The sequence below is a fragment of the Duganella sp. CY15W genome (assembly GCF_009857555.1).
GTDB lineage: Bacteria > Pseudomonadota > Gammaproteobacteria > Burkholderiales > Burkholderiaceae_D > Rugamonas > Rugamonas sacchari.
The window spans coordinates 1,034,014-1,059,395 of record NZ_WWCQ01000001.1 but is presented as its reverse complement, the minus strand read 5'-3'; the positions used below and the strand labels follow the sequence as shown (position 1 = coordinate 1,059,395).

The window sequence follows — 25,382 nt, the reverse complement described above, 5'->3', positions numbered from 1 at the left end:
TTCCCACATTCCTAGGCAGGCAAATAAAAACGGGGCCGCTTCAAAGCGGCCCCGTCGGAACAAGCTACGACTGCGGTTTATTTAAACAGCACAGCAGCTTTCTGCACCGTCAGGGCAATGCCGATGGCCAGCGGGATGCCCACCGCCAACCAGCCGAAGACCACCGCCAGCGGGCTGGTCTTGCCATTCGACGCCACCGTCGTGCTGTTGAGCGCAGCGACATCACGCTCATGCGCCAGTTTCTTCTCGGCAGCCAGTTCCGCTTCGGTCATGAAGTGCTTGTCTGCCACCGGGCGTACCAGCAGGTTGCAGATCAGGCCAACCACCAGCAGGGCAGCCAGCACGTACATGGTGATATCGTAGGCTTGCGCTTTTGCCACGCCATGGGCCAGCTGATATTCGCGCAGATAGCCGATCAGGATAGGACCGAACACGCCGGCGGCGGCCCAGGCGGTCAGCAGGCGGCCGTGGATCGCGCCTACCATCTGGGTGCCGAACAGGTCGGCCAGGTAGGCCGGCACCGTCGCAAAGCCACCGCCATACATCGACAGGATGATGCAGAAGAACGCCACGAACAGCTGCAGGTTGCCGCTATGCGCCATCGATGGAATCGCGCCATACAGCGCAATGCCCAGCACGAAGAAGATGCTGTAAGTCGCCTTGCGGCCCAGGAAGTCCGAGCACGACGCCCACACGAAGCGGCCGCAGATATTGAACAGCGACAGCAAGCCCGCAAAGCCGGCGGCAATCGATGCAATCTTGGCCTTCTCGCCCGCGTCCAGTTCATTGAAGGTTTTGGCGACGCCCAGCAACTGGCCGCCAAAGATCTCTTGCAGCAGCGGCGACGCCATGCCCAGAATGCCGATACCGGCAGTCACGTTCAGGCACAGTACCAGCCAGACCAGCCAGAATTGCGGAATGCCCCACACCTTGCTGGCGTGCACGTGGCGGTTGGTAATCATGCCATTGGCCTTGGCCACCGGTGGCGTCCAGCCTTCCGGTTTCCAGCCGGCCTGCGGCACGCGGTAAGCCAGCGCGCCAGCGATCATGAAGACGAAGTAGATGGCGGCCATCACCAGGAAGGTTTCCCACACGCCGACCGAAGCCGGGGTGGCGAAATACTTCATCAGCTTGTCCGCAAGCGGCGCGCCAATCACGGCGCCGCCGCCGAAGCCCATGATCGCCATGCCGGTCGCCATGCCGCGACGGTCAGGAAACCATTTGATCAGCGTCGATACCGGCGAAATATAGCCCAGGCCCAGACCGATGCCGCCGATCACACCCGAACCCAGCCACATCAGCCAGATCTGATGCTGGTACACGCCCAGCGCCGAAATCACCAGGCCGCCGCACCAGCACACGGCCGACACCACGCCGGCCTTGCGCGGACCAGCGTGCTCCAGCCATCCGCCGAACAGCCATGCAGCCAGGCCCAGGAACACGAAGAACATGGTGTACATCCAGCCCAGCATGGAAATCTGCCAGTCGCAGGTAGCCGAGAAGATGCGTTCCAGCAAACCAATATCGGCCGCACAGGCAATCGATTCCTTGATGCCCAGCGCCTTGGACAGCGGCAGCCAGAACACCGAAAAACCATACGCCATGCCGATGCACAGATGGATTGCCAGCGCCGCCGGCGGCACCAGCCAACGGTTAAAACCTGCACCGGCAACGGTGCGTTCTTTTTCTAGAAAATCAAACAAAGCCATTCACTTTTCCCCACATTGCGTTTTTTATGAACAATAAAGCGCGCAAGGGTAGCACAAAAACAATTCTCATGGGAAACGTTTCTGATCGTAACGTGTGAGCTAACCGGAAAGTTACAACAGCCGCTCGCCTAAAATTTAATCAATCCGTGCATTTCAGCCCGCATCGGAGTACACTACGGATATTGCCGAAGGGAAATTAAAACATGGCCATCGCCGCACTTAGCTCTGGAGTTACCGGTCTCAACGCTGCTGAACGCGCGTTGGGCAATAGCGCGCACGCGATCGCCAACATCGGCACCCAGGGCTTCCAGCCGCAGCAGGCGACGTTTGCGGAAAACGCGCCAGCCGGCACGGGGGTCTCGATTTCCACGCGCGGCCAGGAGTTGCTCAAGGTGGATGCTCCCAGCGCCACCAATCTGGCTACCGAAACAACCAATTCACTGGTCTACAAAGCGCAATTCAACCTGTCGGCCAAGGTGGTGCAGGCCGCGGACCAGAATATCGGCACCCTGATCAACATCAAGGCTTGATCGCCGCCGGCTGTATCGGCCACAATGCGCGGTAATGAAGACCCTGAACACCGCTGAACTGCTGGCATCCCTGCCCGCCCGTATTTCCGACATTCCGCGCCGCTGGACGGCGCACTCCCCTCAAGCGCCCGCGCTGCACGACGGCCAACGCCACTGGACCTACGCCGAACTGGCAAACGCCATCGACGACACGGCCGCCAAGCTGCGTGGCTGGCAACTGCGGCCCGGAGACCGGCTGGCCGTGGTCGGTGAAAACAGCGTCGCGCAAGTGGTGCTGAGTTTTGCAGCGGCCGCCGTGGACGCCTGGGTGGTCCACATCAACGGCCGCCTGTCGCCGCGGGAAGTGGAAGTTGTGCTGCGCCATAGCGATGCCCGGCTGGCGATCTACCTCGCCTCGCCCGCCTCGCCGGAAACTATCGCCCATGCCAGGCACAATGCCGCTGTCGCCGTCGATACCCGGCTCGGCCCCTGGATGCTGGGCGCATTGAATGCCGACTGCACGCCGGAGCCCGTGGATGCAAGCAGCGGGCAGGTCGCCGCGCTGTTCTACACGACTGGCACCACCGGCAATCCCAAAGGCGTGATGCTCACCCACCGCAACCTGCTGTTCATCGCCGCCGTCTCCAGCACGCTGCGCGGCCTGACGCCGTCCGACCGCGCCTATGGCGTACTGCCGATTACCCACGTCTACGGACTGACATCGGTCATGCTGGGGACTTTATATGCGGGAGCCTGTCTGTATCTGGCGCCGCGCTTTACGCCCGATGGACTGCTGCATGCCTTGCAGGCACACCGGCTGACGATCGTACAGGGCGTTCCCGCCATGTATGCGCGCCTGCTGGAACAGCTGGGCGGCACGCCGCAAAAGCTCGACACGCAGTTGCGCTTTGCCTACGCGGGCGGATCGCCGTTGTCGCCGTCATTGAAAACGCAGGTTGAACAGCTGCTTGGCCTGCCACTGCACAATGGCTACGGCCTCACCGAAGCCGCGCCCACCGTGAGCCAGACCCGCCTCGACCAGCCGCGCGGCGATACCTCGGTCGGCCACGCCATCCCCGGCGTCGAAGTGCGCGTGACGGACGGCGAAGCCGGCGAGCTGTGGATACGCGGCCCCAACGTCATGCGCGGCTACTACAGACAGCCCGAATTGACCGCCGCCGTGATCGATGCCGACGGCTGGCTGAATACCGGCGACATGGTACGCCAGGATGCCGACGGCGCGCTGTTCATCGTCGGCCGCACCAAGGAGCTGATTATCCGCGCCGGTTTCAACGTCTATCCGCTGGAAGTGGAGACGGTGCTGAACGCCCATGCCGCCGTCACGCAATCGGCTGTCGTCGGCCGCAGTCTTGGAGATGGTGAGGAAGAGGTGGTGGCATATGTGGAGCTGGCCCCGCAGCACACCGTCAGCATGGACGAGTTGCTGCGTTATGCGGCCAGCCAGCTGGCGCCGTACAAACGCCCGGCGCGTATCATCGCCATGGCCACCCTGCCCGCTGCGGCCAGCGGCAAAATCCTCAAGCACCAGCTCCGGCAAATGGCGTCAGTGACGGATCCGCTCTGAGAAGTTCTGCGCTGTGCCGGCGGCACGGGCCTTGTCGGTGATGTGCTGCCCAGGCCCGGCCAGCGCGCCGATCTCTTTCAGATAATCGCCCAGATAGCCGGAAGCCAGCAAGCGCCAGTCCAGCGGCAGCCCTGGCGAAATCCGCTTGGCCATCTGATAGACGATGGTGGTGCAGTTGGCGGTCAGCGTATCGTAGAAACGCGGCTCACGTTTGAGCTGCTCCCCTTCGTCCAGGTACGCGAGAAACAGGGAACGCATCATCTCCGGCGGCATCCGGAGCCGGTACAGCCACATATCCTCGCCGCGCACATTGGTACGCACGCGCAGGATGTCGCGTTCATCGGCCGCGATCAGCACTGTTTCATAGCGTTTGAAGAAGCCCGCCAGCGCGTCAAAGCTCTCGCCGCGCTCCTTGCGGATCTCGATGGAGAAGGTCAGATAGCGTCCGTCCGCAAAGCCGAACGACACCAGCGTATGCGCAATCGCAGGCCCCATCCAGTAAGACAGGGCCACATCCACGGAGCGCAGCTGATTCAGGTCGTACTGGCGCTGCTCCCAGCGGACCGTATAGTCGTCATCCGTGCGCCAGTCAAAATTGCGCACCAGGTCCAGCGTGACGATGCTGCCGTCCACCGTGCCGGTCACCATGCGGGCGACATCGTCCGCCCATAGGCGATTGTGGGACGGCTTGATGGTACTCCACCAGCCCATCATGGCCAGCAGCGCCACCAGCCAGACAGCAGGCGGCAGCCAGCTACGCCGCCACAGAAAAACCATGGCCGCCAGACTGCCCGCGATCCATACCGCCAGCGCCAGCTTGCGCAAGACGGCGGTCGCGGGCAGCTGGAACCACAGCGCGCCTGTACCCCATGCGGCCAATGCCGCAACGATCAGTGAGCCAAGTAGCATGAGGGTGAAAACGACATATCGTTTAGTCATGCCCTCATTATGAGGCCTAATCCTCCCGGTCGTCGACTCCGCCGGCACATCCGATCTGGACGCAGATGATTTTTACTGCAATACTCAGCACCACGCCGATCACGCCCAGTACACCGATCATTCCCAACATGGCAGGTTCCGTATATGAAGAAGAGACACTTCACTTTAACGGCCGGGCCGGATTTGATCCAATATCAAAAACGGCGGCCATCTATCTCGAAACGGCATAACGGTGATTTCGCTTAAACAGTTTAAATATTTTATAGAGATCGTGGAGGCCGGCAGCTACTCGCGCGCGGCCGAAAAGCTGTACATCGCCCAGTCGGCGCTGAGCCGTCAGATCAAGGAGCTGGAAGACGAGCTGCAAACGCCGCTGCTCACGCGCGACGCGCGCCAGTTCGAGCTGACGCCGGCCGGCCAGCTGTTTTTCGAACGGGGCAAACGCATCCTGGAAGATATCGACGACACGCTGGTGCAGGCACGCCACGTGGGCAAAGGTGCGCAAGGCGTAATCCGTTTGCAGCATTCGAGCTCGGTGATCCTCACACCGCGCATCAGCAACGCGCTGGCGCGAGCGCTGGAGGTGCATGCCGGCGTTACGCTGGATGTCTCCATGCTGCCGTCGGAAAATCAGACACTGGAAATTGAAGAAGGCCGCGCTGATATCGGGCTGGTGCGCCTGCCCACCTTGCGCCGCCATCCGCACATCCAGGTGCAGGACATCGGCAGTGAAAAATTGATGGTGGCCGTGCCGCAGCACTCGCCGCTCGCGGCACTGGAGAATGTGGACCTGGCGCAGTTGAGCGAATACGCTTTCATCTCGATACCGCACAAAGACCGTGGGGGCCTGAGCTATCTGGTGGCGAATCTGTGCCTGGAGCTGGGCTTCTTCCCCAAACCGGCCCGTGCGCTGTCGCGCAAGTCATCGCAGCTAAATCTGATTGCAGCAGGCCTGGGGATTGCCATTGTGCCGGAATGCATGCAGTTGACGGCACCACCGGGTGTACGTTTCATCACGCTATCGCATGGCCGCTTGCTGACCACCGTCGGCATGGCGACACGGCGCGAAGCCGATCCGCTGGTCACCGCTTTTGCCACCACACTGCTGGCCGGGCTGGACGCCATCCAGACATAAAAACGGCGGCCAGTGGCCGCCTTCAACCGAGACTAACAGCGGTTATTTGTCATTTTTATGGCTTTGACGGCCTGCCTCTGCGTGTTGTTCCGGGGTGCCGCCGCGCGTGCTGCCGGACGAACCGGATTTGCTGTCGCTGCTACCGCCGGTGCCACTACCGCTGCTACCGCTGCCGCCGGATTGTTTGCTGCTGCCACTGTCACCGCTGGAGCTGCGCGAACCACTCGAACTGCCGCTCTGTTGATTGCCGTCGTTCTTGTGGCTTTGGCTACCTGCTTCGCGCGCTTCTTCCGACGTGAATTCATGCGCGTTGCCGGAAGCATGGGCGGCACGTCCGCCCTCGGCAGCAATCTCGCGCTGGCGTTCAGGGTCCATGGAAGCAAAGCCACGGTTACTGGTATCACTCTGCTGGCTTTTACCTCCTTGTTCGCCTTGCTTGGATTGCTTGCTGTCCTGGCTGCCTTGATTGCCCTGGCCCTGATTGCCTTGATTTGAGTTTGCCATGATATGTATCTCCGAAAGTGAATGTATTCCTGGACTAGCAGGCCGCTTGTCGGCACACGCCAGGGAGTAGCCATCATGCGCGCTCTGGACAGGTACACCTAGGGCATGCAGCCTGTGCCCGCGTAGGACATTCCTTGCTTATTCAGACCCACGGTCACCAATGGCCGAGCCAGACGGTTGGCATCCCGATTGAACCGGGCGACTGATGACTTCGACGTGTGGCACACTAATGCCATACGAGACAGACAGGAATCAGCATGAGCGACGGACCAGACAGCAACGATCCGCAGCAGGTCAGCCCGCAGCGCCGCGCCAGCGACCAAGGCGAGCGGCGCAAACAGGACCGCAAGACCCGTCATGACGACGGCACGCCGCGCTACCTCGACCCGGGCGACACCGTGTTCAGCCTGTGGGGCCGCGTCATCATGGCGCGCTACCGTCGCATCGCGGCGGCGGCCACGCGGCACATCATCCAGCGGCCGCTGCACATCGGCGTCTCCGCGCGCATCTTCCATCCCGAGCCTGGCGCCACGGGCCTGCGCAGCAAGAACCTGCAATACCTTGAAGAGTCGATTGCACAATGGGTAATGTCGCGCGACGTGCTGGTGTTCATGATCCCGACCGTGAATACAGACGGCCTGCTCCACCCGTCCAACATCCGCCTGCGCGACTACGCCAGGCACCTGGACGGCCTGGTACTGCAAGGCGGCGCGGACGTTTCACCGCAAAGCTATTCCGAGGTGCCGACGCGGCCTGAATGGGGCGGCGACCGCGCGCGCGACATGTACGAACTGGAGCTGCTGCACGAATTTGTCGAAGCGGGCAAGCCCGTGCTGGGCATCTGCCGTGGCTGCCAGCTCATCAACGTGGCGTTTGGCGGCACGCTGTACCAGGACATCGCCACCGATGTGCCGGATTCACTGGCCCACGTCAACGACGACTACGACCGCAACCGCCACGAAATCAGCTTCCCGGCCGGCTCCTCGCTGGCGCGCATGTTCAAGGGAAAAAGCACGGGACTCGTGAATTCCATCCACCACCAGGCCGTCAAGACACTGGGGCGTGACATGTCAGTGGAAGCCTTGTCGGTACCCGACAATATGATCGAAGCCATCCGTTACCGCAAGGCGCCGTTTGTGATGGGCCTCCAATGGCACCCCGAATTCCACCGCGCCGGCGGCGTCGAACTGCTGGACTGCACCGGCATCCTCGACAATTTCCTGCGCGTCGCGCGCGAGACACGCTTCTAAACCGCTACCAGCCCATCGCGGCCTGGATCTCGGCATGGATCTTATCGAAGACATCCGCACCATGGCGGCGCTGGATGTTTTCGGCCATGGCCGTATTGAAGGACTCCATAAAATGCATGCTCTGCTCGGAAAACGCATCTCCCGCAGGCATCCATTCAATGCCATAGCGTCCGTACGCCTTATCCAGCGTCATCATATATTTGCTCGTCGGGGGCGGCATGGGAATCAGGATAGCCGGCGTTTTATTGGCGAGACAGCGTTGCGCCGCCTCGGCCCCACTCAGATTCGCGTGCCCACCTCGCATAACCAGCTGATCACACTGCGCCCGGCCGGCCTTGTTTTTGAAGCGTGTCAGGCCCGCGCATGCCATAGGCTGAGTATTACCGGCCTGCACGCGACGCCAACATGCCGCAGCATCCATATCTTTAACCAGACCCAGCTTACCCTCCTCGCTGCCCGAGGCCATCCTTTGTACCGCACCGGGATAGCCGTTCAAAGCAGAGCGATACAGGAACTGCAAGGCCAGCACTTTGCGTGGCGCAGGCAAGCGGTGCCTGATCGGCTTATCGCTAAATAACAACAATGCCATCGCTTCCTGGGCTTCAGCATCGCCGTCGTAGTCTGCCGGTACCAGCCATGAGCTGTAAGCATCGGCATAGCGGCCTGCGGCAAGCGCTGCGTAGCCCTGCTGTTTGTTGTCTTTCGCCAGCGCGGGCAACGTCACCAGCGCCAGCAAGGCAGTACACAGGATTTTCATGACAAGAACTGCCATAATGCAAAAAGAATATCATACCGCAATGATGCAATTAATGAATGTCTTTTGATCTTATGCCATCGCCCGGTGTAGACTGTTGGTCGTTGTGACACCGGATGGATTTTCATGAATCGCCTGCGTAGCGCCGCTGTGATCCTTGCCAGCCTGCTCGTTCCGCTGACCACCGTTGCGGAAGAGACGATACACGTCGCCTACAGCGAGCGGCCGCCGTACATGGTGCCGCTGCCGGACGGAACGCCATCCGGCCTGACCGGTACGCCAACGGTCCACGCGTTCAAGACTGCCGGCATTCCCGTGCAGTGGCACAAGGTTCCCACCAACCGCCAACTGGCGATGGTCAAGGACGCCAAAAGTCTGAACTGCGCGGTCGGCTGGTTCATGCTGCCGGACCGGCTGCAATACGCCAAGTTCACCAGGCCGATTTATCGCGACCGCACCTGGCTGGTGCTGACCAACGACGCCTTTGCCGCGCGCGGCATCGCCACGCTGGACGAACTCACGCGGCAGCGCGACATCCGTGTGCTGGTCAAGGATAACTATTCGTATGGCGGACTGGATGCGTACATCCGGCAGTGGCATCCCGTGATGGCAGTGTCCACCGCGTCCACCGTCAAGATGGTGCAGTCGGTCAGCAAGGGCGCCGTCGACCTGATGTTCGTGTCGGACGAGGAAGGCAGCTACCTGCTCAAGCAGCACGCCGCCGACGCCAACAACCTGCGCCTGCTGTCATTGAAGGACATGCCGCGCGGCCCCGAACGCTACATCATGTGCAGCAAAGCGGTGCCGGACGAGGTGATCGCCCGCCTGAACAAGGCAATCACTTTCCGGTAGATCAGCGGCCGCGGAAGCGGTGAATCGCCGCATCCACGACGCCTTCCACGCTGCCACTGCTGTCGAACTGCTGGCGCAGATAATGCGCGTCGCTGCCCTCGTGCGTGACCTGCATCAGATGCTGCAAGCCCGCCGTGCTGCCCAGCGCCACGCCATGCGGCTCCATCTTGCGCAGCGTGGTCAGGATATCCTCGCGCAGCGACACGCTCTCGTACGTCTTCGGATGCACCACCGTGCCGTCCAGGCCAAAACGGCAAGCCTGGAAGCGGTTGTAGTTGTAGACCAGGTAGTCATCTTCGGCCGGCGGTTCTTCCTTGCGCTCCAGCAGATAACGGCACAGTGCCTGCAGATACACCGCCAGCGCCGCCGCCCGCTCCACCGTCAGCGGCGTATCGCAGACGCGCAGCTCGATGGTGCCGAACTCCGGCTTGGGCCGGATGTCCCAGTAGAAGTCCTTCATGCTCTTGATCACGCCGGTGTGCTCCATCTTCGAGAAATACTCGTTCTCGAACGTGGACCAATGCTGCATGAACGGCGCACGGCCGCTCATCGGGAATGCAAACACCGAGTTCAGACGCGCAGAGTTGAACAGCGTGTCATTACCCTGCACGTACGGCGAAGACGACGACAGCGCGATAAAGTGCGGCACGTAGCGGCTCAGGGAATGCAGCAGGAACAGCGCATCGTCGCCGGAGGCGCAGCCGATGTGCACGTGCTGGCCAAAGATCGTGAACTGCTTGGCCAGATAGCCATACAGCTCGGACACTTCCTTGAAGCGCGGCTTGGAGAAAATCCGCCGCTCCGCCCATTTCTGGAATGGATGCGTACCGCCGCCGCAAATGCCGATGTTGAGCTGTTCGCCAGCCTGGACCAGCGTGTCGCGGATCAGCTGCAACTGCGCCACCAGCTCGGTGTGATTGGTGTGCACATCGCTGTTAATCTCGATCATGCTCTCGGTGATCTCCGGCGTCACATTGCCGGGGAAAGGCTTGCGGTTCAACAGATGCAGCAGGTCCGGGCTGGACGCCGTCAGATCGAAGTCCGACAGGCTGACCAGTTGCAGCTCCAGCTCCACGCCCATGGTGAGCGGCTGCGATGATTTGAATTCTTCCAATGCCATTATTTAGCCTCCTTCGGGGTTTCGTCCGCCCAGTGCAGCGCGCGTTGCGTGATGACGGGGCCGACCACTTCCAGCAGCAGCGTCATCGCCGCCAGTGCGGCCAGTTCGTCCACCAGCACGATTCCCATGTATTTCGTCTGCTCCAGCAGCAGCGTGACAAACACCGACATCGGCGACAGCGCGATACCGGTCAGCAGTCCCTTGCGCCAAGTGATGCCGCTGACGTGCGCGAACGCGCCCACGCTGACCGCCTTGACCACAAAGCGCGCCAGCAGCAGCACGGCCGCCAGGCCGGCGCCATCGACCACGCGCTCCCATTCCAGCGTCGAGACGGCAAACACAAACAGCAGCACGGTCAGCAACTCGCCGATGCCGCCAAAGTTACGCTCGGTGCGGCTGAAAGCCACGCGCTTGTGGCGCGCCGTCAGGCCGAAGGTCAGCGTCGCCAGCACCGGCGACACGTCAAACGCGCGCGAGGCAGCCACCAGCAGGATCACGCCCAGCGCAAACGCAATCGTGCCGTCACGCGCCAGCGCGCCCAGGCGGCGCAGCACCGGCGGCACGATAAAACCCATCACCGCGCCCATTGCCGCCGACACCAGCAGCTCGATGCCGCTGTGCGACACCGCCTGCGTCAGGCTGCCGGAGGTCTGGAACACCCAGAAACCCACCACTACCTTGAATACAAACAGCGCAATCACGCTATTGATCGCCACCAGGTGCAGCACCCGCTCGGTCACCTGGCCGGAACTGTCTTCTTCATTAATCACGCGCAGCACGCCGGCCGGCGAAGTGGACATGGCGAGCGACGCCAGTAACAGGGAGGTCAGCGGCGGCATGCCGGTGAGATGCGCGATCAGATAGACCACGCCGAAGGTCGCCGCCGATTCCGCCAGGCCGCTGACCGCAATCCAGGGATTAATCCGCAGCCAGTGCAGATTGATGCGGTAACCAAATTCAAACAGGATCAGACCAAATGCGAGATTCGCCAGGATGGTCACATTGCTCGAGGCGCCGCTGCTGAGCGCCTCCGGAAAAGCCTGCGCCAGTAAAAAACCAATCAAACCGTAAACACTGATACGCGGCAGGCGCGTCCAGCGATGCACGAATTCACCCGTCAGCCATGCCACTGCAATTGCCAGCGGCCAGCCCAGATCAGCCAAGATGGCTTGAATATCCGGCATGTACTTCTCCTTTTTAAAGATACTTGTACAATTCTGACCTGATACCAGCTTTATCACTGTGCGCTGGAAAACATAAGGAAACAATTATGCTGGAAATGGTCAGTGAACACGCCTGCTACGGCGGGGTGCAGCGCTTCTACCGTCACGAATCGCGCGAGATCGGCCTGCCGATGCGCTTCTCGGTTTTTATTCCGCCGCAAGCGGCGCAAGGCCGCGTGCCTGCGTTGTTCTATCTCGCCGGCCTCACCTGCACCGAAGAGACCTTCATGGTCAAGGCAGGCGCACAGCGCATGGCCGCTGAACTGGGCCTGATGCTGATTGCGCCGGACACCAGCCCGCGTGGCGCCGGTGTGGACGGCGAAACCAACCACTGGGACTTCGGCCTCGGCGCCGGCTTCTATCTGGACGCCACCCAGCCCGAGTGGTCCAGACACTATCGCATGTACAGCTACATTCACGAATTGCGTGAACTGGTCAGCCAGGAACTGCCTGCCGATGCCCAGCGCATCGGCATCTTCGGCCATTCGATGGGCGGCCATGGCGCCTTGACGATGGCGCTGAAACGGCCGGACGTGTTCCGTTCCGTGTCCGCGTTTGCGCCAATCGCCGCGCCGTCGCTGTGCCCATGGGGGATCAAGGCCTTCACCGGTTATCTGGGCGAGGACAAGACCGCATGGGCGGCCTACGACGCCAGCCTGCTGATGGTGCAGGCGCACACGCCCTTCCCCAACGGTATCCTGATCGACCAGGGCCTGGGCGACAAATTCCTGCAGGAGCAGCTGTATCCGGAAGCGTTTGAAGCGGCCTGCCAGACCGCAGCGCAGCCGCTGACCTTACGTCGGCACCAGCGCTACGATCACGGCTACTACTTCATCTCGACCTTCATCGAAGACCACCTGCGCTTCCACGCACGGAATCTTACAGCCTGATCTCCGTGCCCAGTTTTTGCAGCAGCTGGGCGATCCACGCGGGATGCGCCGGCCATGCCGGCGCCGTCACGAAGATGCCGTCGGTGACCGCCTGGTCCACCGGAATGTCGGCATACTGCGCGCCCGCCAGCTTGACTTCCGGCGCGCAGGCCGGATAAGCGGAAATGGTCTTGCCGCGAATGACATCCGCTGCGGCCAGCAATTGCGCACCATGGCAGATCGCCGCGATCGGCTTGTTGGCGGCAGCGAACTGCTGGATCAGCTCAATCACGCGCGGCTTCAGGCGCAGATACTCCGGCGCGCGGCCGCCGGCAATCGCCAGCGCATCGTACTTGCTGACATCGGCGTCGTCGAAGTTTGCATTCAGCGCAAACAGGTGGCCCGGCTTTTCGGTATAGGTCTGGTCGCCTTCAAAATCGTGGATGGCGGTCTTCACGGTGTCGCCGGCCTTCTTGTCCGGGCACACCGCGTGCACCGTATGGCCCACCGCTTGCAGCGCCTGGAACGGCACCATGGTTTCATAGTCTTCTGCAAAGTCGCCCGTCAAAAACAGTATCTTTTTCGCTGCCACGGTAGATCCTTTCTGAGAAGTGAAAAGGGCCGCAATGTTTCCATTGCGGCCCTCCTATACTACCTTGTTTTTTTATTACGCGGTGGCGGCGGCTTTGCCCAGCACATTGCGGATGGTGCCAGCCAGATCCTCTGCCGAGAACTTGGCCACGTACGCATCGGCGCCCACGCCCTTGACGTGATCTTCATTGGTCTTGCCGGACAGCGAAGAGTGGATCACGACAGGAATCTTGCCGAAGCGCGGGTCCTGTTTGATCAGGCGGGTCAGCGTAAAGCCGTCCATCTCCGGCATTTCCAGGTCGGTCAGCACCATGGCGACACGGTCGCCAATTGGCACGCCTTCGGCCTTGGCGCCTTCGGAAATCGACTGCAGGCGATCCCAGGCTTCCTTGCCCGACTTGGTCATGATGAAGTGCACGCCCATCGCTTCCAGACCTTTTTCGATCAGGTTGCGCGCCACCACGGAATCGTCGGCGGCCAGCACGACCGCGCCCGGTTTCAGCAGCACTTTCGGGCCGATGGTTTCCGGGTCAATGTCCGCACGCTCCGGCGGCACCAGCTCACGCAGGATGGTTTCCACGTCCAGCACCTGCGCCAGGCGGGTGTTCTGGGTATCGCCGTCGACGCGCGCGATACTGGTGACCTTGCCGCCAGCCGTACCTTCGGCCGTCAGCACCTGGCTCCAGTCCAGACGGACGATTTCATCCACCGATTCGACCGCGAACGCTTGCGTGGTGCGCGCGAATTCAGTGACCAGCATAATATTCAGACCAGTTTTTGGGGTCACACCGACAATGCCTGGCAAATCCAGCACCGTGATGATTTGTCCGCGCAGGTTCACTACGCCCAGCATGTGTGGCGGGGATCCGGCCACAGCAGTTACTTCGGGCATTGCCACGATCTCGCGGATTTTGAAGACGTTAATACCGAACAGCTCGGAATGTTCGCCGTTGGCGTCACCGCCCAGGCGGAACAGGAGGAGTTCGAATTTGTTGGAGTTGGTTAGGTTACTGCGCTCATCAACTTCCTGTTGAACAGATTTCATGGGTTTCGTCTCCTTCGGTGGTCCTCACCCAGTATAACGTTTGCCACTGGGCCGCGTCACATTTTGAGGGGAAGATGTTGTATTGGAGAACGATAAACAACAAAAAAGGAAGCCCGTGGGCTTCCTTTTGATGTGCTACTGAATTCTGGAGCGGGAGAAGAGTCTCGAACTCTCGACCTCAACCTTGGCAAGGTTGCGCTCTACCAACTGAGCTACTCCCGCAGAAGGCAGTATTATGACAGAAAGATTTCCGTTCCGCCAGAGTACCACCCAACTTTTTACCGAACTGCCAATAGTGTAAGCTTAAGCCGTTTTACTACCGGGATAGAAGGAAGGGAATGGATTCAATTGAAGTTGTGCTGATTATGCTGCTGGCCGTGGTGGCCAGCGCCTACATCCGCCGTGTGCTGCCGCGTACCATACCGCTGCCGCTGGTGCAGATCGCCCTCGGTGCACTGATTGCCGCCAAGTCCTCGCATGGCGTGGACCTGGAGCCGGACCTGTTCTTCCTGGTCTTTCTGCCGCCGCTGCTGTTCCTGGACGGCTGGCGCATTCCCAAAAGCGGCCTGCTGCGCGACAAAGGCACCATCCTTGAACTGGCGCTCGGACTGGTGGTGTTCACCGTGGTCGGCGCCGGCTTCCTGATTCACTGGCTGATACCCGCCATGCCGCTGCCAGTGGCGTTTGCGCTGGCGGCCATCGTCTCGCCGACCGACCCGATCGCGGTCAGCTCGATCGCCTCCAGCGCGCCCATCCCGAAACGGCTGATGCACATTCTGGAAGGCGAATCGCTGCTCAATGACGCCTCCGGCCTGGTGTGCTTCCGCTTTGCCGTGGCGGCCGCCATGACGGGCGCCTTCTCGCTGCAAACCGCCACCCTCACCTTTATCTGGCTGGTGATCGCGGGGCTTGCCGCCGGCGTCGGCCTGACCCTGGTGGTGACCTGGGCGCAGCGCTGGCTGGTGCGCCACTTCGGCGAACCGCCTGGCTCGCCGATCCTGGTCAACCTGCTGATCCCATTTGGCGCCTATCTGGTGGCGGAGCGCCTGCACGCATCGGGCATCCTGGCCGCAGTGGCGGCCGGCATCACCATGAGCTACGTGGAGCTGAGCGGCCACGCGCACGCCAACACGCGCATCCAGCGTTCGGCCGTGTGGGACACCGTGCAGTTCTCGCTGAACGGCGTGATGTTCGTGCTGCTGGGCGAGCAATTGCCGGACATCTTCCTGCTGGCTGGTACCTCGCTGGAGGAAAGCGGCCATGTGAACCGCTGGTGGCTGGTGGCCTACGCGTTTGCCATCACCTTCGGCCTGCTGGTGCTGCGCATGGTGTGGGTGTGGGCGTCGCTGCGCCTCACCATCTTCAAGCAAAAAGTGCGTCACCGTCCGCGCCACAAGATCAATCCACGCCTGCTGCTGGCAACCACGCTGGCCGGCGCGCGCGGTACCATCACGCTGGCCGGCGTGCTGACGCTGCCGCTGGCGCTGCCGGATGGCTCGCCCTTCCCCGCGCGCGCACTGACCATCTTCCTGGCCTGTTCGGTGATCCTGATTTCACTGCTGGTCGCCAGCATCGGCCTGCCGCGCCTGCTGGCCGGCATGACCTTCCCGGCCGAGCCGGAAGAGCAGCAGGAAGAAGACATTGCCCGCCGCGCCGCCGCCAACGCGGCGATTACCGCGATTGAAAAGACCCAGATCGCGTTGATGGAATCCGACGCCTGCATCGATCCGGAAGTCTACCCGCAAGCCGCGGCGCGTGTGATCGCGTTTTATGAGCACAAGCTCAAAGAGGTGGATCCGGACACCGAGCAGGCATGGCGCAAGACCGACTATGCAGAAAAGGAACTGCGGCTGGCGGCGCTGGCGGCAGAGCGCCGCACGGTATTCGACCTGGCCCGCCATGACCATATCTCCGACGAGATCTCGCGCAAGCTGGTACGCGAGATCGACCTGATGGAAGCACGCTACCGCTAACCACCGATGCTACGTTCCCGCACCCGACTGCTGCTGATCCTCGCCTGGATTTTGTTCTGGGCGCTGATGGTATCGACTGCCGTGCAAGAATACATTCGCGACGGCGGCCATGAGTACTGGAAGCCGATCCTGTGGGAGACTTCGTCGGCCTTCACCTGCACCCTGCTGCTGGTGACGCAGCGCCGTCTGACACGCAAGTATGACGGCCTGGTTTCCTCGCCGATACGCTGGTTTGCACGGCAGCTGGTGTGGCTGCCGATGTACTGGATCGTCTTCGTCCCGGTGGCCTTTGGTATCCGCCATGCGGTGTATGCGCTGAATGGACAGGTCTATACCCACACGCCATGGCCGCAGACCTTCCTGTATGAAGACGTGAAGATCACGGTATTCTTTACCACCTTCACCGGCATCGTGTTTGGCGTGCTGTCGTTTTACGCCATGCTGGAAGAGCGGCTGCGCGTGGAGCGCGCCAACGCCTCGCTGCGTGAGGCGCAGCTGCTGCGCTTAACCCAGCAGATGCAGCCGCACTTCCTGTTCAACGCACTCAATACGATTTCATCGCTGATGTACAGCGACGTGCAGCGTGCCGATGCCATGCTGATCCAGCTGTCCGACGTGCTGCGCGCCACGCTGGATGTCGGCGAGCGCCACCTGGTACCACTGGAGACCGAGCTGCGCCTGCTGCGCGGTTATGCAGCGCTGATGGGCGAACGCTTCTCGGACCGCGTCAGCATCAGCTGGCAGATCGATGACTCGCTGCTGGCCTGTGAAGTACCGGTCATGAGCATGCAGCCGCTATTGGAAAACATCTTCAAACACACGGTTGAAAAACAACGACAGCCGGCAGCCATCCACATCTCGGTGCAGCGCGAGCAGGGCCTGCTGGTGCTGCGGCTGGAAGATGACCGTGGCATGCTGGCCGCCGGTGGCCCGTCTGGCCATGGCATCGGCGTACGCAATCTGCGCGAGCGGCTGGCAGCCTTGTACGGCCAGCGCGCCACGTTCGACCTGATTCAATTGTCACCCGCCGGCGTGCGGGCCGAAGTGAGACTGCCATGCGTATCCTGATCGTTGACGACGAACGTCCTGCCCGCGACAAAATGCGCCGCATGCTGGCGCAGGAACCCGGCATCAGCGCCATCGAAGAAGCGCGCGATGGTGTTGAAGCACTGGAGCGCCTGTCCACGTTCGCGCCCGATGTGCTTATGCTGGACATTCAGATGCCCGAGATTACCGGCCTCGATGTCGCCGCCTCGCTGCCGGAACCGGCGCCGCTGGTGGTGTTTGTGACGGCCTACGATGAATACGCCATCCGCGCTTTCGACGCCAATGCCATCGACTACCTGCTCAAGCCCTACGACCAGACGCGCCTGCAACGCGCCATGCAGCGCGTACGCGAACGGCTGCCGCAGCGCGCTGTCACAGCATCGGCAGCACCGGCAGCAGCGGCGCTGGCTGAAGCCCTGCCCGCCGTCGCACAGCTGCTGGTCCCCGAGCGCAATGGCACGCGCGTGGTCAAGGTAGACGACATCCAATGGATAGAAACGGCTGACAACTATGTCATTCTGCACACCGCCGAGGGCGAGCCACTGATGCGCCAGACCCTGGCTGGCCTGCTGGACAAGCTGGGCCCGCGCTTCATCCGCTGCCACCGCCGCGCTGCCGTGCAGCTGAACTGGATCGCCAGCATCGTCAATCTCGACAAAGGCGATGGCGAACTGCTGCTGCGCGGCGACGCCCGTGTTCCGCTGAGCCGCCAATACCGCGCCGACGTCGAAGCCCGTCTTGTATCGCTTTGTAAATAGTGACAAATGGTGTATTTCCGCACGCAGCAATCTCCTTACAATCCGTTCAACTAATTTCATAGGGACGTAAGGACATGATGAAAAAGATCGCTGCCAGCCTGGCGGTACTGTGCTCGATGCAGGGCTGCGCCTCCATCAATGTCGACCAGATCACGCCAAATGGCGGCCTGGTCACCGCAGCGCGCAACGGCGCAGCGTTTGAAGAAATCCCGCAAACGCAAATCCACCAGCGCGATACGCTGGTCGTTATCACCCGCCTCAAATGGGACCCGCAAGCGGGTAGCGCCGGTACCCACGCTGTCAACTGGACCTGGTATGAAGGCGATAAGGTCGTCGCCGTGCGCGACAAGAACATGAGGCTGGAAGCCAGCCCATACCGCATGTACTGGCGCATGCCTGCCAGCGGCTTTGATCCTGGCCATTACCGCGTGGTTGTTTCGATCGACAAGAAAGTCATCGACACGCAAGACTACGACATCATCCAATAACAAGAAATAGCACTCAATGAAATTGAAGTTACTCGCGGCGCTGTGCGCCGCAGCCCTGCTTTCCTCCCACGCTTTAGCAGCTGATGATGGCACTGACAGATCGGTGTCCGTATTAAAAAACCTGCAGCACTTCGTCGTCCAGCGTGACGGCAGCTATATGGTGACGGAAGAAACGCTGGTGCAGCTGAATGAACAGCGCGCCATTGCCGGTGAGGCTCAGCGTCAGTTCCATTTCAACCGCACGCTGGAAGACGTCGAGATCGACGAAGCCTACACGGAAAAACCCGATGGCCGCCGCATCGCGGTGCTGCCCGGCCAGATCAAGCTGCAGCAGGAACCAGCCTACGCGGGTGCGCCCATGTTCCAGGACATGCAGATTAAAACGCTGATCTATGCCGAGGTTGAGGTGGGCGATAAGCTGTATTCAAAAATCCGCAGAAAGCGCAGCAGTGCGCAGTTTAGTGGCCAGTTTTATGACAGGACCACGCCTTACTTCAATCCAACCAAACAGCAGACCCTGATCTACGACCTGCCCGCGGACATGCAGCTCAAAGTCGACGAACGCGGCTACCTGGCCAGCCCGCCGGAACAGCACGAGAACCGCACCGTCTACCGCTGGGACTATCTGCCTGCCGACAATGCGCGCATTGAAGCCGACGCGGTTGCTTACTCCGACTACGGACAGTACCTGATTGTCTCGACCTTCGACAGCTACGGCACCATCGGCCTCTCGTACGACCGCGCTGCCAAGGCAGCCGCCAAGGCTACGCCGCATATCGAAGCCAAGGCGCGTGAACTGGTACAAGGGAGCAGCGATCCGCGCGACAAAGCACATGCCATCGGCAATTGGGTACGCAAGAATATCCGCTACGTCGCAGTCTACATTGGCAATGGCGGCATCGAACCGCACAGCGCAGAATCAATCCTGGAGAACCGCTACGGCGATTGCAAGGACCACGTTGCGCTGATGGAGGCCATGCTGGGTGCTGTAGGCATCGACAGCACGCCAGCACTGATCAACTATGGCAGCGCCTACAAGCTGTCACCGGTAGCCCACATGGAGCCGTTCAATCATGTGATTACGTATATTCCCGGTCTCGATTTATACATCGATTCAACTGCAAACAATCTCGCGGTTGGCTATCTGCCGTTCTGGGATCTGGACAAGCAGGTCATCCTGACGCGGACTGGCACCATGGGCCATACGCCGGTATCGCAATCGGGCAAGGTCAAAAATGTCTATACGGTGCAGATTGCCGCAGACGGCTCAGCCCAATTCAGATTCACACGCGACAATCTGGGCGTCTGGGAAGAAGAGATCCGCACCGAAATACAAAACTGGAACAAGAACGACCAAAGCCGCTTCGTCGAAAACCTGCTCAAGGCAAATGGCATCAAAGGCAGCGGCACTGTGGACGCCGGTGATCCGGATAATACGAACACCGGCAAAGGCTATCAATATAGCTTGCATGGTAAAGGAGAAAACTGGGCCTACCTGCCAGGAACGGTTGGCCTGGTTGCAGCGAGCAGCTTGTATGCAGGGCTGTGGAATCAGGTGTTCAGGATGACCAACGAAACGACCCGCACCCAGCCTTTCATCTGCTATGAGAACGACTTCGAAGAGCAGGCAAGCTACCAGTTTCCTCAGAACGCCAGGCTGCTGGCCGTGCCGCCCGACGTGGACATCGCCAGTCCCTACTTCCAGTACCATGCCAGGTTCAAACAGACCGAGGGCAAGCTGGTGATTGAACGCAGCCTCAAAAGCGGCAAGGCCGGCACCAAAGTCTGCACGCCGGAAGATCAACTGGCCATGCAGGCCGACATCAAGAAAATGGTGCGCGACCTGCGCAGCCAGTTCATCCTGCAAGTGCCTGACCTGCCGGGCGCCTCGGCATCCGCGAACTAGACATGTCCATCTCTCCCTTAAAGCTGATCGCGGTATTTCTGACTGCGATAGCACCGGCGCCGTCCGGCGCCGCGCCGCTGTTTAACGACAAGGCGCTAGTGGCGCCGCATATCCACGTCGAATCCGCATCGCAGTTTGTGAAGTGGAGCGGCAAGCCAGTACCACAAGGCGACTACGACAAGGCTTACTACAACAGGACGCGTCTCGGCACGGTCAGTTTCGGGCCTCAGCTGAAAGTCCATGTCGACATGATCGAAGACATGATGCACTTCCCTTCCTACTACGAGCTGGTGGACGTGGTGACAGGGGCGGTGCTGGGCAAGTATGCCGTCTTCAATCCTGACGACGCAGAATGGTATTTCGCGGGGAACGGCATGGCGTATCTGAACCAGCTGCACCTGTCGCTATGCGGGCCGCGCTATACCAGGAAGATCGTTCAAAAAGAAAAAGCGCTCGCCGAAGCCGTGCAGCCACTCATCTACATCGGCACAGAAACGCAGGTACAAGGCACGGTCCGGCTTTTTGAATCGCCTGCCAGCAAAAACGTGGTGGCGACACTCGCGCCAGGATCGACAGCCTTCGTGATCGGCCTGCAACCCGGGAAGGATCAAAAAACCGGCACCACCTTGCTCGTCAAAACCCCGTTTGGCCTCACCGGCTGGCATGTCGCGGACGGCGCAGCTGATAACGGGGCACTGGAAATCTACCAGTGCAATTGACGCTACCTGGGGACGTCAATCGAGATCTGATTCTGCACCGAGGCCACGTGAATCTTCATGAGTTCAGGCGGCGTCTCGCCCAGCGCGGTCGATAGATCAAATTGCAGCAGCTCGCTCTGCACCGCCTTGCATTCGTCCTGCAACGGGTTGTGGCTCAAGCGCAGGATGATCTGTGGCGGGAAGGACTTCAGGAACGCACCATCCCAGCCAAGCTGAAAACTGTGCGGCCCGCAGCCGCCGGCATAGCGCACGTTCAGAAACAGCTGATCGCCCTGAATCGAACCAGCCTCCAGGAATATCGGCGCCTTGCCGATATCTTCTGCATTTTTTACCGCCCTCAATACCGTAATCAGCCGCTCATTTTGCCAGCTGATGCGAACACCCCTCACTTCAGGCTTGTCACTGACGACCACACTGACCGGAAAGTGTCCGATGCTGGTGGCAGCGGCGCCCACCGGCGCCGTGCCCACAAGCTGGATATCGAGAACACCGTCTCCCGGAAACATCACGTATTCCACAGGCTGCAGGCCAACATTGGTCCAGCCCAGGGTTGGCGTGGTCGCCATGGCGTCCACCTTCAGAAACCCATCATTGGTCACGCTTAAATCGACATCGGCAATCTTCATAAAAGTTACCTCCAGTTGGTTGGGCGGAGATTGATTGTATCAACTAAACAAGTCCGGCTCACCCCAAAATGCGCCCATTTCGCCCCACGGCGATGGACGCAGGCACGGGGCGCCATTAATCTGGATTCATTACAAAAAGGAGCCAGAATGAATCATAACAACCGCCTCTACTTCCTCGACTGGATACGGATTTTCGCCTTCTGCGTGCTGATCTTCTACCACACCGGCATGTACTACGTGACCTGGGACTGGCACGTGAAAAGTCCTTTCGCCAGCGATGCCATCGAGCCGCTGATGATCCTGTCGTCGCCATGGCGTCTGGGCCTGCTGTTCATGATTTCGGGCGTGGCCACTGCCTTCATGCTGAAAAAATTCCGCGTCGGCGCATTGCTCAGGCAGCGCAGCTGGCGGCTGCTGGTGCCGCTGATCTTCGGCATGTTCGTGATCGTGCCGCCACAGGCGTATTTCGAAGTGGTGGAAAAAGTCGCCTACCAGGGCAGCTACGCCGAATTCATGCGGCTGTATGTGAGCGGCTACCATGGCTTCTGCCGTGGCAGCGACTGCCTCGCCATGCCGACCTGGAACCACCTGTGGTTTGTCGCCTATCTGTGGGCCTACACCATGATAGCCGGCTTGATCGTGTGGCTGCTGGGCGCGCGCTTCCAGAAAGCCAGCGATGCAATGGGCCGCCTGCTCAGCGGCTGGACGATTGTGGTGCTGCCGGTGCTGGTATTGGCCATCGCACGCTTCACGCTGGCCGACCGCTTCCCCGCCACACACGCGCTGACCAATGACTGGTACAACCACGCCCAGTACTTCTTCCTGTTCTCGCTGGGCGCGCTGATGGCGGTGCAAGGCGGCCTGTGGGCGAAAATCGAAACGCTGCGCTGGACCAGTCTTGGCCTGTGGCTCACCAGCTGGGCGCTGATCGTGTGCTACTGGTCGATGCCGGAAGCGCTGGCCAATACGCCGGAAGTCCAGCAATGGCGGCCGGTATTCCGCGTCATCTACTGCCTGTGCCAGTGGACGCCCATCCTGACCGTGTGCGGGTTCGGCCGCCGCCATCTGAATTTCGACAGCGCCAAACGCCGCTACCTGACCGAAGCCGTGTTCCCGGTCTACATCCTGCACCAGACGCTGATCGTCAGCATGGCGCACTGGATGAAGCCAATCAAGCTGGCGCCAGGCATCGAAGGCGTGTTCCTGATCGTGCTGACCTTCGGCTTCAGCTTCGGTGTCTTTGAAGTGGTGCGCCGCATCGCCGTGCTGCGCCCACTGTTCGGTCTCGGCCCGCTTACTTCACAAACGTCAGCGTATGCTGCGCAGGTCCCGGCAGCAGCGGCGACTCACGGCCAGTAACCCAGTCCATGCGGCCATCCAGGAAGTAAGGCGACAAGGGATGGCCGCTCTGGCCGCCCGGCATGTTGAAGATGCCCTGCTCTTCATGGCCCGGCGACACGGTCAGGCGCTCCGACTGGCCAAACGTTGGACCGGACACGCGCGGCATGTGCTGGTCGCCCGGCAGCATATCCGGCGCCACCTTCAGGTATTTGCCCACTACCGGCAGCACCGCTGCAAACGGATGCGCGCTGGCCGCCGTATTGCGCTGGCCCCAGGTCGCCTTGGCCAGCGGCTGGCCGTCCTTGGTCAGGTCCTTGATGACGCGGTCCATGGCGGCAAGCTGCAAGGCCTGCCAGTCCGCGTACTGCGGTGGCAGCCAGGCAGCTGGCTGCTGGTCCAGCAGGCGCGCCACCACCACCGGCCAGCGCGAGCTGACCGACGCCATGCTAGCTTTGCTATCGACCCTGGCCAGTTCGGCGTTGGCGCTCTCGTACAGGATGTCGTACACGGCGTACATGAAGCCGCGCGTGATGCGGTAGCCGGCGGAATCCACGCTGGCCTTGCCGCTCCAGTTATTCTTCAACAGCGCCAGCGCTTCGGTGCGCTGCGCGTTGCCGTTGATCGCCTTGGCATCCAGCGTGGCCAGCGCGCGCTCACGCCAGGCCGTCAGGAATACGGCACGGTCATCAAGGCCGATGGCGTAGACTTTTTTCACGTCCGTCTTCGCTCCCAGCGCCGCCAGGTCGTCGCGTACCTGATGCGTGCGCGCGCCGAGGTCAAAACCGCCGTCGCCGATCTTCTCCGCGCCGTTGCCTGCCAGCTGGCGGCTGTTGGCGGTGGCGATGTGGCCATCGGCGGGATTGATCACTTTCGGATACTCCTCCGGCGCCAGCCAGCCTTGCCATATGCCCGCCGCATCATCGGCCGTCATCGGATAGGTCGACGCCACGCCAGCCGGTGCGCGGCGCGGCAGCGGACCGGCGATCGTCCAGCCGATATTGCCCTTGTCGTCACCACCGACAAAATTCTGCGCCGGGATGCCCAGCGTCGGCGCGATCGCCAGCGCCTGTTCCAGCGTCTCAACCACTTCCAGGTTGCGTGCATTGAAGTTGGTAGCGGCTGGCGTATGTGCCGTCCAGTGCAGCGCATAGCTGCGGCCCAGCGCTTCGCGGATCGGTCCAAGCGAGGTTTCGCGTACGATGAGTTTGACCGGCGCTGCGCCTTTCACCAGAATGGTTTCCTCGTTTTCAGCCGGCGTCTCCCAACCCGCCTGCGTGCGTACCTGGCCGGGCCTGGAGGCATCCGTGTCCAGTGCAATGAAGTCCATGTAGTCGCCATAGCTGTTGGTGAAGCCCCACGCTACACGGCCGTTACTGCCCACCACCACAAACGGCGTACCTGGCAGCGTCACGCCCACCAGGCGCCGCTGGCCGCCCTTCCCGTCCGGGAATTGCAAGGCTGCGCGGTACCAGGTGTTGGGCAGCTGGATGCCGAGGTGCATATCATCGGCCACGATGGCGGCGCCGGTATCGCTACGGCTGCCGGCCACCGCCCAGTTGTTGCTGCCAACGGTATTGAGGAATTCAGCCGCCGCCACTTTGGCCGGCGCTGGCGCATCTGCCGCTTTCGGCTTGCCCCACCATGCCGGCGGCGCAGCAGGGATGGCGATGTCGCTGGCGGCAATGCTGTTCGCATCCAGCGGCGCGTCCCATGGTGACGCTTCCGGCGCGAGGAAGGCGCGCTGCTCTTCGGTCGTATGTTCCTTGAACCAGCCACGCGCCAGTTCACGCGGTTCCTGGCTGCCTTGCAGGTCAAAATACATCGCCCAGATCACCAGCAGCGAGTCGGCCGGCGCCCACGCGCGCGGCGGCATGCCGACCAGCGCATACTCGAACGGCTTGGCGCTGAGGGCATTCAAACCTGCGTTGACGCCTGCCACATAACGCTCCAACAGCGCACGATCGGCGGCGGGCATGGACTTGACCGCCAGTTCGGCACGCGCACGGAAGCGGTGCAGGCGGTGGGATTTATCCAGCGGCAGCGCGCGTTCGCCGAACAGCTCCGACAACTCGCCCGCCGCCACACGGCGCAGCAAATCCATCTGGAAGTAACGCTCCTGCGCATGGACGAAACCGGTGGCATAGGCGACGTCCCTCCGGCTACCGCCGCTGATGACCGGCACGCCGTGCGCATCGCGCGCAATGCTGGCAGTGGATTCAAGACCGGCCGCTTTCAGCGTGCCATCCAGCTGTGCGAGACTGCCGCGCAGGTACAGCCAGGCGCCGGCGATTGCCAGCACCAGTAAAGCCAATACGATAAACAGGACACGCCTGGACCACACCAGCAGCCGGTTCTTTTGCATACCATCCCCATGTTGTTTAAACGATTAGTGGAGGATATTGCCAGAGCCGCGCCAGCGGAGCAATCAGCTACTTGATG

General features: G+C 61.2%; 23 protein-coding genes and 1 tRNA gene. 13 read left to right on the top strand and 11 right to left on the bottom strand.

The genetic code is table 11. The features are described 5' to 3' along the window. Window positions 1-77: 77 nt before the first annotated feature. Window positions 78-1,709: an OFA family MFS transporter gene (locus tag GTP58_RS05035; protein ID WP_072784069.1), complete on the bottom strand. Its 1,632-nt coding sequence runs from the start codon at window positions 1,707-1,709 to the stop codon at window positions 78-80. A gap of 203 nt (window positions 1,710-1,912) precedes the next feature. Here GTP58_RS05035 and GTP58_RS05030 point away from each other — a divergent pair, with 203 nt between their 5' ends. Both GTP58_RS05030 and GTP58_RS05025 read left to right on the top strand, forming a co-directional pair. After that, entirely contained in the window at window positions 1,913-2,239 is a 327-nt protein-coding gene (locus tag GTP58_RS05030; protein ID WP_161076517.1) for a flagellar basal body rod C-terminal domain-containing protein, read from the top strand. 34 nt (window positions 2,240-2,273) lie between these two features. Next, a complete protein-coding gene (locus tag GTP58_RS05025) occupies window positions 2,274-3,803 on the top strand; it encodes a class I adenylate-forming enzyme family protein (RefSeq protein ID WP_161076516.1) in 1,530 nt (509 codons plus the stop codon). Here GTP58_RS05025 and GTP58_RS05020 read toward each other — a convergent pair. After that, window positions 3,783-4,742, bottom strand: coding sequence for a DUF4105 domain-containing protein (locus GTP58_RS05020; RefSeq protein ID WP_161076515.1), 960 nt, complete (start codon window positions 4,740-4,742; stop codon window positions 3,783-3,785). The genes GTP58_RS05025 and GTP58_RS05020 overlap by 21 nt on opposite strands. 232 nt (window positions 4,743-4,974) lie before the next feature. On the opposite strand from GTP58_RS05020, the gene GTP58_RS05015 reads away from it, so the two are divergent. Next, complete coding sequence (locus GTP58_RS05015) at window positions 4,975-5,877, top strand: LysR substrate-binding domain-containing protein (protein ID WP_161076514.1); 903 nt, start codon at window positions 4,975-4,977, stop codon at window positions 5,875-5,877. Between the two features lie 42 nt (window positions 5,878-5,919). Here GTP58_RS05015 and GTP58_RS05010 read toward each other — a convergent pair whose 3' ends face one another. Next, window positions 5,920-6,381: a KGG domain-containing protein gene (locus GTP58_RS05010; RefSeq protein WP_072784064.1), complete on the bottom strand. Its 462-nt coding sequence runs from the start codon at window positions 6,379-6,381 to the stop codon at window positions 5,920-5,922. Between the two features lie 257 nt (window positions 6,382-6,638). On the opposite strand from GTP58_RS05010, the gene GTP58_RS05005 reads away from it, so the two are divergent. After that, window positions 6,639-7,631, top strand: coding sequence for a gamma-glutamyl-gamma-aminobutyrate hydrolase family protein (locus GTP58_RS05005; protein WP_161076513.1), 993 nt, complete (start codon window positions 6,639-6,641; stop codon window positions 7,629-7,631). 4 nt (window positions 7,632-7,635) lie between these two features. Here the strand turns inward: GTP58_RS05005 and GTP58_RS05000 are convergent, their stop codons facing one another. Beyond that, the gene (locus tag GTP58_RS05000; RefSeq protein ID WP_161076512.1) at window positions 7,636-8,388 is read right to left on the bottom strand and encodes a hypothetical protein; all 753 of its coding nucleotides are present in this window, start codon (window positions 8,386-8,388) and stop codon (window positions 7,636-7,638) included. A 123-nt stretch (window positions 8,389-8,511) separates the two neighbouring features. Between GTP58_RS05000 and GTP58_RS04995 the strand changes: the two genes are divergently transcribed. After that, window positions 8,512-9,237, top strand: coding sequence for an ABC transporter substrate-binding protein (locus GTP58_RS04995; protein ID WP_161076511.1), 726 nt, complete (start codon window positions 8,512-8,514; stop codon window positions 9,235-9,237). Between the two features lies 1 nt (window position 9,238). Here GTP58_RS04995 and GTP58_RS04990 read toward each other — a convergent pair whose 3' ends face one another. Together GTP58_RS04990 and GTP58_RS04985 are read right to left on the bottom strand one after the other, a co-directional pair. Beyond that, window positions 9,239-10,357, bottom strand: a complete 1,119-nt coding sequence (locus GTP58_RS04990) for a YbdK family carboxylate-amine ligase (protein WP_161076510.1) — start codon at window positions 10,355-10,357, stop codon at window positions 9,239-9,241. Then, complete coding sequence (locus GTP58_RS04985) at window positions 10,357-11,541, bottom strand: cation:proton antiporter (protein ID WP_072784060.1); 1,185 nt, start codon at window positions 11,539-11,541, stop codon at window positions 10,357-10,359. Before GTP58_RS04985 ends, GTP58_RS04990 begins: the two co-directional genes overlap by 1 nt. A gap of 86 nt (window positions 11,542-11,627) precedes the next feature. On the opposite strand from GTP58_RS04985, the gene fghA reads away from it, so the two are divergent. Continuing rightward, window positions 11,628-12,470: an S-formylglutathione hydrolase gene (fghA, locus tag GTP58_RS04980; protein ID WP_161076509.1), complete on the top strand. Its 843-nt coding sequence runs from the start codon at window positions 11,628-11,630 to the stop codon at window positions 12,468-12,470. On the opposite strand, the gene GTP58_RS04975 is transcribed toward fghA, so the two are convergent. The 3 genes from GTP58_RS04975 to GTP58_RS04965 all read right to left on the bottom strand — a co-directional run bounded on the left by GTP58_RS04975 (window position 12,460) and on the right by GTP58_RS04965 (window position 14,307). Further along, entirely contained in the window at window positions 12,460-13,041 is a 582-nt protein-coding gene (locus GTP58_RS04975; protein WP_072784058.1) for a DJ-1/PfpI family protein, read from the bottom strand. The two genes, fghA and GTP58_RS04975, sit on opposite strands and share 11 nt — an antisense overlap. A 75-nt stretch (window positions 13,042-13,116) precedes the next feature. Further along, window positions 13,117-14,085, bottom strand: coding sequence for a chemotaxis protein (locus GTP58_RS04970; protein ID WP_072784057.1), 969 nt, complete (start codon window positions 14,083-14,085; stop codon window positions 13,117-13,119). A 146-nt stretch (window positions 14,086-14,231) separates the two neighbouring features. Next, window positions 14,232-14,307, bottom strand: a tRNA-Gly gene (locus GTP58_RS04965). Between the two features lie 116 nt (window positions 14,308-14,423). Between GTP58_RS04965 and GTP58_RS04960 the strand changes: the two genes are divergently transcribed. The 6 genes from GTP58_RS04960 (at window position 14,424) to GTP58_RS04935 (ending at window position 20,976) form a co-directional block, all read left to right on the top strand. Then, the gene (locus GTP58_RS04960) at window positions 14,424-16,058 is read left to right on the top strand and encodes a Na+/H+ antiporter (protein WP_161076508.1); all 1,635 of its coding nucleotides are present in this window, start codon (window positions 14,424-14,426) and stop codon (window positions 16,056-16,058) included. Between the two features lie 6 nt (window positions 16,059-16,064). Further along, window positions 16,065-17,126 carry a sensor histidine kinase gene (locus tag GTP58_RS04955; RefSeq protein ID WP_161076507.1) on the top strand — a complete coding sequence of 354 codons (1,062 nt, stop codon included), beginning with the start codon at window positions 16,065-16,067 and terminating at the stop codon, window positions 17,124-17,126. Beyond that, window positions 17,114-17,863 carry a LytTR family DNA-binding domain-containing protein gene (locus GTP58_RS04950; RefSeq protein ID WP_161076506.1) on the top strand — a complete coding sequence of 250 codons (750 nt, stop codon included), beginning with the start codon at window positions 17,114-17,116 and terminating at the stop codon, window positions 17,861-17,863. Before GTP58_RS04955 ends, GTP58_RS04950 begins: the two co-directional genes overlap by 13 nt. 74 nt (window positions 17,864-17,937) lie before the next feature. Continuing rightward, entirely contained in the window at window positions 17,938-18,351 is a 414-nt protein-coding gene (locus tag GTP58_RS04945; RefSeq protein WP_072784052.1) for a hypothetical protein, read from the top strand. 103 nt (window positions 18,352-18,454) lie between these two features. Beyond that, window positions 18,455-20,257 carry a DUF3857 and transglutaminase domain-containing protein gene (locus GTP58_RS04940; protein ID WP_161076505.1) on the top strand — a complete coding sequence of 601 codons (1,803 nt, stop codon included), beginning with the start codon at window positions 18,455-18,457 and terminating at the stop codon, window positions 20,255-20,257. A gap of 2 nt (window positions 20,258-20,259) precedes the next feature. Continuing rightward, on the top strand, window positions 20,260-20,976 hold the full coding sequence (locus GTP58_RS04935; RefSeq protein ID WP_161076504.1) for a hypothetical protein: 717 nt from the start codon (window positions 20,260-20,262) through the stop codon (window positions 20,974-20,976). A 2-nt stretch (window positions 20,977-20,978) separates the two neighbouring features. On the opposite strand, the gene GTP58_RS04930 is transcribed toward GTP58_RS04935, so the two are convergent. Beyond that, window positions 20,979-21,602, bottom strand: a complete 624-nt coding sequence (locus GTP58_RS04930; protein WP_072784046.1) for a hypothetical protein — start codon at window positions 21,600-21,602, stop codon at window positions 20,979-20,981. Between the two features lie 147 nt (window positions 21,603-21,749). Between GTP58_RS04930 and GTP58_RS04925 the strand changes: the two genes are divergently transcribed. Further along, window positions 21,750-22,961 (top strand): acyltransferase family protein, encoded by a 1,212-nt coding sequence (locus GTP58_RS04925; RefSeq protein ID WP_161076503.1) that lies wholly within the window; start codon window positions 21,750-21,752, stop codon window positions 22,959-22,961. On the opposite strand, the gene GTP58_RS04920 is transcribed toward GTP58_RS04925, so the two are convergent. Beyond that, a complete protein-coding gene (locus GTP58_RS04920; RefSeq protein WP_161076502.1) occupies window positions 22,897-25,305 on the bottom strand; it encodes a penicillin acylase family protein in 2,409 nt (802 codons plus the stop codon). The genes GTP58_RS04925 and GTP58_RS04920 overlap by 65 nt on opposite strands. Window positions 25,306-25,382 lie beyond the last annotated feature (77 nt).

Excerpts from the sequence above, each read along its gene's own strand:
- GTP58_RS05035 (WP_072784069.1), bottom strand. The coding sequence starts at position 1,709 with ATGGCTTTGTTTGATTTTCTAGAAAAAGAACGCACCGTTGCCGGTGCA.
- GTP58_RS05030 (WP_161076517.1), top strand. The coding sequence starts at position 1,913 with ATGGCCATCGCCGCACTTAGCTCTGGAGTTACCGGTCTCAACGCTGCT.
- GTP58_RS05025 (WP_161076516.1), top strand. The coding sequence starts at position 2,274 with ATGAAGACCCTGAACACCGCTGAACTGCTGGCATCCCTGCCCGCCCGT.
- GTP58_RS05020 (WP_161076515.1), bottom strand. The coding sequence starts at position 4,742 with ATGACTAAACGATATGTCGTTTTCACCCTCATGCTACTTGGCTCACTG.
- GTP58_RS05010 (WP_072784064.1), bottom strand. The coding sequence starts at position 6,381 with ATGGCAAACTCAAATCAAGGCAATCAGGGCCAGGGCAATCAAGGCAGC.
- GTP58_RS05005 (WP_161076513.1), top strand. The coding sequence starts at position 6,639 with ATGAGCGACGGACCAGACAGCAACGATCCGCAGCAGGTCAGCCCGCAG.
- GTP58_RS05000 (WP_161076512.1), bottom strand. The coding sequence starts at position 8,388 with ATGAAAATCCTGTGTACTGCCTTGCTGGCGCTGGTGACGTTGCCCGCG.
- GTP58_RS04995 (WP_161076511.1), top strand. The coding sequence starts at position 8,512 with ATGAATCGCCTGCGTAGCGCCGCTGTGATCCTTGCCAGCCTGCTCGTT.
- GTP58_RS04990 (WP_161076510.1), bottom strand. The coding sequence starts at position 10,357 with ATGGCATTGGAAGAATTCAAATCATCGCAGCCGCTCACCATGGGCGTG.
- GTP58_RS04985 (WP_072784060.1), bottom strand. The coding sequence starts at position 11,541 with ATGCCGGATATTCAAGCCATCTTGGCTGATCTGGGCTGGCCGCTGGCA.
- fghA (WP_161076509.1), top strand. The coding sequence starts at position 11,628 with ATGCTGGAAATGGTCAGTGAACACGCCTGCTACGGCGGGGTGCAGCGC.
- GTP58_RS04970 (WP_072784057.1), bottom strand. The coding sequence starts at position 14,085 with ATGAAATCTGTTCAACAGGAAGTTGATGAGCGCAGTAACCTAACCAAC.
- GTP58_RS04960 (WP_161076508.1), top strand. The coding sequence starts at position 14,424 with ATGGATTCAATTGAAGTTGTGCTGATTATGCTGCTGGCCGTGGTGGCC.
- GTP58_RS04955 (WP_161076507.1), top strand. The coding sequence starts at position 16,065 with ATGCTACGTTCCCGCACCCGACTGCTGCTGATCCTCGCCTGGATTTTG.
- GTP58_RS04950 (WP_161076506.1), top strand. The coding sequence starts at position 17,114 with ATGCGTATCCTGATCGTTGACGACGAACGTCCTGCCCGCGACAAAATG.
- GTP58_RS04945 (WP_072784052.1), top strand. The coding sequence starts at position 17,938 with ATGATGAAAAAGATCGCTGCCAGCCTGGCGGTACTGTGCTCGATGCAG.
- GTP58_RS04935 (WP_161076504.1), top strand. The coding sequence starts at position 20,260 with ATGTCCATCTCTCCCTTAAAGCTGATCGCGGTATTTCTGACTGCGATA.
- GTP58_RS04930 (WP_072784046.1), bottom strand. The coding sequence starts at position 21,602 with ATGAAGATTGCCGATGTCGATTTAAGCGTGACCAATGATGGGTTTCTG.
- GTP58_RS04925 (WP_161076503.1), top strand. The coding sequence starts at position 21,750 with ATGAATCATAACAACCGCCTCTACTTCCTCGACTGGATACGGATTTTC.
- GTP58_RS04920 (WP_161076502.1), bottom strand. The coding sequence starts at position 25,305 with ATGCAAAAGAACCGGCTGCTGGTGTGGTCCAGGCGTGTCCTGTTTATC.